Source organism: Psychromonas sp. (assembly GCF_983033635.1).
The window spans coordinates 5,552-11,129 of the sequence record NZ_CEZLMY010000116.1 but is presented as its reverse complement, the minus strand read 5'-3'; the positions used below and the strand labels follow the sequence as shown (position 1 = coordinate 11,129).

At 38.9% G+C, this 5,578-nt stretch carries 5 protein-coding genes; 1 reads left to right on the top strand and 4 read right to left on the bottom strand.

Features of this window, described 5'->3' with window-relative positions; translation table 11 throughout:
• Window positions 1–525: 525 nt before the first annotated feature.
• Window positions 526–1,500: an ion transporter gene (locus AC4GME_RS13505; protein ID WP_490377751.1), complete on the top strand. Its 975-nt coding sequence runs from the start codon at window positions 526–528 to the stop codon at window positions 1,498–1,500.
• Between the two features lie 118 nt (window positions 1,501–1,618).
• Here the strand turns inward: AC4GME_RS13505 and AC4GME_RS13500 are convergent, their stop codons facing one another.
• The 4 genes from AC4GME_RS13500 to AC4GME_RS13485 form a co-directional block, all read right to left on the bottom strand.
• Window positions 1,619–2,005, bottom strand: coding sequence for a hypothetical protein (locus AC4GME_RS13500; RefSeq protein ID WP_490377752.1), 387 nt, complete (start codon window positions 2,003–2,005; stop codon window positions 1,619–1,621).
• Window positions 2,006–2,250: 245 nt separating this feature from the next.
• Window positions 2,251–2,502: a hypothetical protein gene (locus AC4GME_RS13495; protein WP_490377753.1), complete on the bottom strand. Its 252-nt coding sequence runs from the start codon at window positions 2,500–2,502 to the stop codon at window positions 2,251–2,253.
• Window positions 2,503–2,602: 100 nt separating this feature from the next.
• On the bottom strand, window positions 2,603–4,732 hold the full coding sequence (locus AC4GME_RS13490) for a methyl-accepting chemotaxis protein (protein ID WP_490377754.1): 2,130 nt from the start codon (window positions 4,730–4,732) through the stop codon (window positions 2,603–2,605).
• A 301-nt stretch (window positions 4,733–5,033) separates the two neighbouring features.
• On the bottom strand, window positions 5,034–5,267 hold the full coding sequence (locus AC4GME_RS13485) for a hypothetical protein (protein WP_490377755.1): 234 nt from the start codon (window positions 5,265–5,267) through the stop codon (window positions 5,034–5,036).
• Window positions 5,268–5,578: the final 311 nt, after the last annotated feature.

The following is a 5,578-nucleotide window of genomic DNA, read 5'->3' as shown; positions in this document are numbered from 1 at the left end:
CGTGTCTGTGGGGTCGCATTATAGAGATAGCGATCACATTGGCAAGTGTTTATTTGCAATTAGCAACCGAACGAACAATTAACGAACAATTCGTTGCTTTATTAAACAAATAGGACTGTTCTATTACAGCGAAACTGTATTAATTTTCTATAACAGTATATTTATTACGAACATCTAGCGGAACCTATGCGATAAAACAGCAAGCTTATGTTTACAATACAACTAAGACGGTGAGATTTTATCTAAGGCAATTTTCGCGTGCAAACGATCCGCCCCATCAGCCATCAGCCATAGCTGTTAGTAGTTAACGCTTCGCATTTGCAAGTAGTCTTTTGATATGCTCAACAAAGTAAGTGCCCTCGACACTTACTTTGAAATTGTCGTACCAATATCTCTATCGCCTGTGACAGCAATCACGCAGGATTTTGCTTTCATTGCAAATCCTTATGGTTAAATTTCAAATCTATTTCATAATAAATACTATTAGCTCTGTTTCTTAAATATTAATAATAGCTAAGGTGCTTTATGTCAAACTTGTCTAAGTTACGAAAAAAATCTTTTCAATTGCTTGAAGGGGATATTTACCAATCCTTAATTGCCAAACATATTAACTCGCTATTGATTGCACTTATACTTGCAAACGTTGCTGCTGTTATCATCGAGTCTGACTGTGACATAAGTCGACAATACTCAACACAATTCGCCCTGTTCGAGATAATCTCAGTGTTCATTTTTTCAATTGAATACTTAGTCAGAGTCTGGGCTTGTATTGAGGGTAAACGCTTTAAGCACCACTCCTCCTTAGAAGCGCGTCTTCGTTATATGATTTCACCTATCGCTGTTATTGATTTAATCGCTATCGCACCTTTTTTCATCTCATTTTTTATTATGATCGATTTACGTTATTTACGTTTGTTACGCGTATTACGACTGTTAAAACTTATGCATTATTTTAAAGGCTTCAACATATTTTTGACTGTGATAGTAAAGGAATTAAAAAATATTGCAGCTGCAATAATGGTGATGATGTTTCTTATCGTTATCGCAGCAAGTTTGATGTACACCTTAGAAAGCGAAGCGCAACCTGAAGTCTTTGGAAATATACTGCACTCACTTTGGTGGGCTGTCGTAACCATGACCACTGTTGGTTATGGTGATGTTACGCCTGTAACTATTTTAGGGAAAGTAGTGGCAACCATTATCATGCTGATCGGTGTCGGTCTGGTGGCCTTACCCACAGCGATGCTCGCTGCTCGTTTTGGCGAAGAGTTAAGAGAGCGAAAACGTAACCTTGATGCAGAGGTAAAAGACGTCCTATCTGATGGCCTTATTGATGGAGACGAGTATCGTGAGCTTAAGGAGATAACTGAAAAATTAGAACTTAGACCAGAGGATTTAGAAGAGACTATAACCTTCTTAAAAAAAGGTCCCTATGGCGGGAAATGTCCACATTGCGGGAAATATCCATTAGCCAGAAAAAAATTGCCAACTAAAGAATAAATTAAGGAGTATCAAAAGTTAATATTAATTTTTCTTCTTGCAAGCTGCTTTTTGTCCAATAGCCAAACAAATCCAACCTGCCAGATATGCAGGCGTATCATTAAATTCATTTACCATTTTAATTGTAGAAACCACTGCCCTTTAACCATGTATAAGCTTCTGTTGTAGCTCCAAAGAAATTGATATCAACATTAGTAAGTGATGCATGTGATCTTGCTACCACCTGTCTTTGCAACGATCTTTGGCAAACGACCGCTTCATGCCTTTGATTATTTTGGCATGACCATATGTTCTTTTGCTCAAATAACTCCTTAGCATCAGGAGTTGTCAACTCCCACTGTAACAAATCTACTAAGCATGCCCATGGTTTATCTTTTATAAGATCAGCTGAGCTTTTAAATTCATCGCAAAACCTTTTAGCGGTTTGATAGTTCCATGCTCCAAAAGCGCGAAGAATAAGTATTTTCCCTGCTCTCTCAATGCTAAATGAGCCATGCTCTTGCATTTACATTCCTTAATAGATTGTTTTGTAGATTCGCGTCCATTCGTCGATCTCTATTTCACAGCTATTAAACTACCCCTAAAGAGGCGAATCTTTGATCTCAATCCATTGAACTGTTTATTTGTAATAAACTTTGCCAGAATTTTTTTTAAAAGCAGGTGTTTCCTGAACTAAAATATCACCAGCAAACTCTTGAATACAGTCGGGCAAAGTGAGGGCTCAGTTGTAAAACAATCGTGATCCGCTCTTTAATGCAATCCCCTTTTCCTTGATATGCCTCCGCCGTAGAGCATTAATTCAAGGAGGTCGCTTGCATTGGTGATTGTTGCATTATTATTTTTCTGTTGAGAATGGTAAATTGCGAGGTAATGGTGATGGGAGCAGAGATATTTTATTAGCCCTTTTGTGGTGAAAACTTTTATAAGAGTCTCTGCCTCTGTTGCATCTTCTGTTGATATATAACTTATCTCCAGCCGGCTATTTACAGGGGCTAGTGCCATTAAGACATCACCCCATGCTTTTCCTTAGTTTAACAACCACTCATTACAGATGATTGGCGTTTCCATTGGAACTAAATAGATCACGGCAGATAACTACGCCTTACACCTTAAATTGGAGAGTATACTCTGTTAATTTTTCAGCTGAACGAGCCACTTCCGTACTTGCGCTCGACAGTTGTTCAGTACTTGTTGCTGTCTGCATAGACATTTCACTAATATGCGTAATATTTCGATTCACATCTTCTGTTACCTGCACTTGCTCCTCGGAAGCGGTTGATATTTGCACCATCATTTCATCAATACGATCAATTGCGAGGCTCACCCCTTCAAACGCCTCTCGTGTACCAGAGGATAGTTCAGAAGTAATACTTGCTTGCTCTGCACTTTTCTTCATCTGATTTACCGCTGATTGCGCGGATCCCTGAACGGCGCTGATCATTTTCTGAATATCTGAAGCTGAGCTTTGTGAACGTTGTGCCAAAGTACGAACTTCATCAGCCACTACCGCAAAGCCTCTACCTTGCTCGCCAGCGCGTGCAGCTTCAATGGCAGCGTTTAACGCCAGTAAATTGGTTTGTTCGGCTATCCCTTGAATTACAGTCAACACCTGCCCAATTTCCATACTTTGCTGGTTTAAAACATCCATTTCAGCACTGGTAGAACTAAAATCATCCACTAATTTCTGAATTGCAATAATACTATCTTCAAGTACCTCTCGACCTTTATTGCTCTGCGTATGTGCATCTTTTGCGGCATTGGCTGCAGTCACAGTATTTTGTGTAACTTCATGAACCGTCGCTGACATTTGATTTATCGCCGTCGCCACTTGATCGGTATCTTTATGCTGCTCAGTAACCGCTCTTTGAGTTTCGGCTGAAGCCACTGATGTTTCCTCTGCAGTAGATGACAAGGTTTGGCTTGCTATACTAATTTGCCCCATTAGCTTACGTAAATTTTCAGACATGTCTCTTAGTGAGCCATATAAACTATCTTTGGGTATTTTTGTGCTGAATGTTTGCGTTAAATCACCGTCTGCAACAGTACGCGCAATTTGCATCATATCTCTTGGCTCTCCGCCAAGAGGGTCAACAATAGAACGGGTCGTTGTAACCCCCAGAATCACACCAATAATAAGTGATATAACTGCAATTGAGATAATAATGGTCGTCATGGATTGCGTGGTATCCTGATTTGTTTTGAATGAGTTACCAATCTCAATTTCCACTAATTTTTCAATCTCTTGTAAAACATCAGCTGCTTTTTCACCAGCGAGATCCAGCTGTTGCATAGCTTGCTCAGCTTGTTGGGAAACACTAACCAACTTAAGTCTGGCTTTGATTAAATTATCTCCTGCACTTTGCATTTGTGCGTGTTTATCATCAATGGCAAGGATATGCTCAGTTAATTCTTTGATTGCTAATGTATCGGCATTCGTTTTTACTATTGTCAATGCATCATCAAATTGTTTAATTGATTCATTATAATCTTTGAGACTGCTTTTAATATCCGCTTGGCTATTAGCGCCATTAGCAATGAAATCTAAAGCAAGTTGGCTTTTTAATATTCCAATTTCAATAACTTCTACGGCAGTAAGAAGTGGCAAAGCATTCTCAATCACAAGATAATATTGCTCTTCATTTAAGTTTTTTATATTGGTAAAAACAATTTTTTCCATCACTTCAGCTTCTTCTTGCACCGCTTCCACAATCGTATCCATTACATCATCAGCTGCGCGAGCTGCTCGATCAGCTACTATTAATTGCTGACCAGTTGTCAGTAATTTCTGGGCGGCAGGTTGAAATTCCTGGTTATGAACGCGGTCAGCTTTCTCAACCAGACTAACCAGCTGATTATTATCTGAGCCTATCACTTGCTTGCCCTTATATGCGCCGCCTTTGAGCACTAACCCGGTAAACAGATCAAAATCTTCAACCGTTTTATCAAAGGTTGTTTGTATATTTTTAGTCATATTCGTATCAGAAGCGTTAATAATAACTGTTGTTGAACCTTTATACTCTTCCATAGAGTTACGGGCAGTCATCAATGCAAGCTTCATCTCTTTAGTCGCCTGAATTAACGGAATTTCCTCATTATTTAATAAATATAATGAAGTTCCAAGGGTTGAAATGCCATTATAGCCGGCACCATTGGCTATCATCAGAAGAATAATTAACACACCAAAACCACCAAATAATTTTTTGGCTACCGTTAAATTTTTTAACCAATTCATAGCTAACACCTTAAATTTGCAATGATTAACTTTTATCGTTTGCTTAAACAATAAAAATCGAAATTACTTAGTTAGAGGTATAGGTGATAATGACATTTTTTACAAAAAATCAACTTAATTACTGGGAACTGTTCTACAAGAGAAGGTCATTTATATATCCATATAAATAAAGGAGAGATAGTTGAAGATCTATCTTTTATCTGCAATGCCATAAAAATGGCAGTTAGCCAACTGGAATAACGATACTTTACCTTCCCTAAAGCCTTAACCACGACCATTGCAAGTTAGTGAGCGTTCGCTTTTAATGGTAATTTGTAATCGCTGATGAGAAGATAATACCGTAATCAGCAGTCATCACAGTTGAAACCAGCTGCCCGAATGCATCACCAATAGCTCGACCAACAGGTCCAATCAATACGTGAGCAACAAACACAGCAGTAGTCACACAGCTCAGGGGAACCAGCATTTGATGTAAATACGATGGAATTATTCTAGATAAACGTACTTCCAGCATGGCTAAGAATGCGCCAGCCATTATTGCGGGATAACTTGCGCTTGGTAACCCACTTTTTCCATCGTAAAGAATCCACAATCCCATAGTTCAGGAATTTGTAAACCAATACCGTTGGCGTTCATCAACTGAGGGAGGCTAAGGTAATCCCCCAAAAATAGCTAGAACGGGTGAGCCTGCTAACTTTTTAACCGTTGACCAACAAATTGCAACAGCTAGAAAATGGAATAAGGCTTCGTCGATTAACCATAGAAATTGATGTGCTGCCATCCAGAATTGTGACTGATTAACCATAGAAATTGATGTGCTGCCATCCAGAATTGTGACTGATTAAC

Excerpts from the sequence above, each read along its gene's own strand:
- AC4GME_RS13490 (WP_490377754.1), bottom strand. The coding sequence starts at position 4,732 with ATGAATTGGTTAAAAAATTTAACGGTAGCCAAAAAATTATTTGGTGGT.
- AC4GME_RS13505 (WP_490377751.1), top strand. The coding sequence starts at position 526 with ATGTCAAACTTGTCTAAGTTACGAAAAAAATCTTTTCAATTGCTTGAA.
- AC4GME_RS13500 (WP_490377752.1), bottom strand. The coding sequence starts at position 2,005 with ATGCAAGAGCATGGCTCATTTAGCATTGAGAGAGCAGGGAAAATACTT.
- AC4GME_RS13485 (WP_490377755.1), bottom strand. The coding sequence starts at position 5,267 with ATGGCTGGCGCATTCTTAGCCATGCTGGAAGTACGTTTATCTAGAATA.
- AC4GME_RS13495 (WP_490377753.1), bottom strand. The coding sequence starts at position 2,502 with ATGGCACTAGCCCCTGTAAATAGCCGGCTGGAGATAAGTTATATATCA.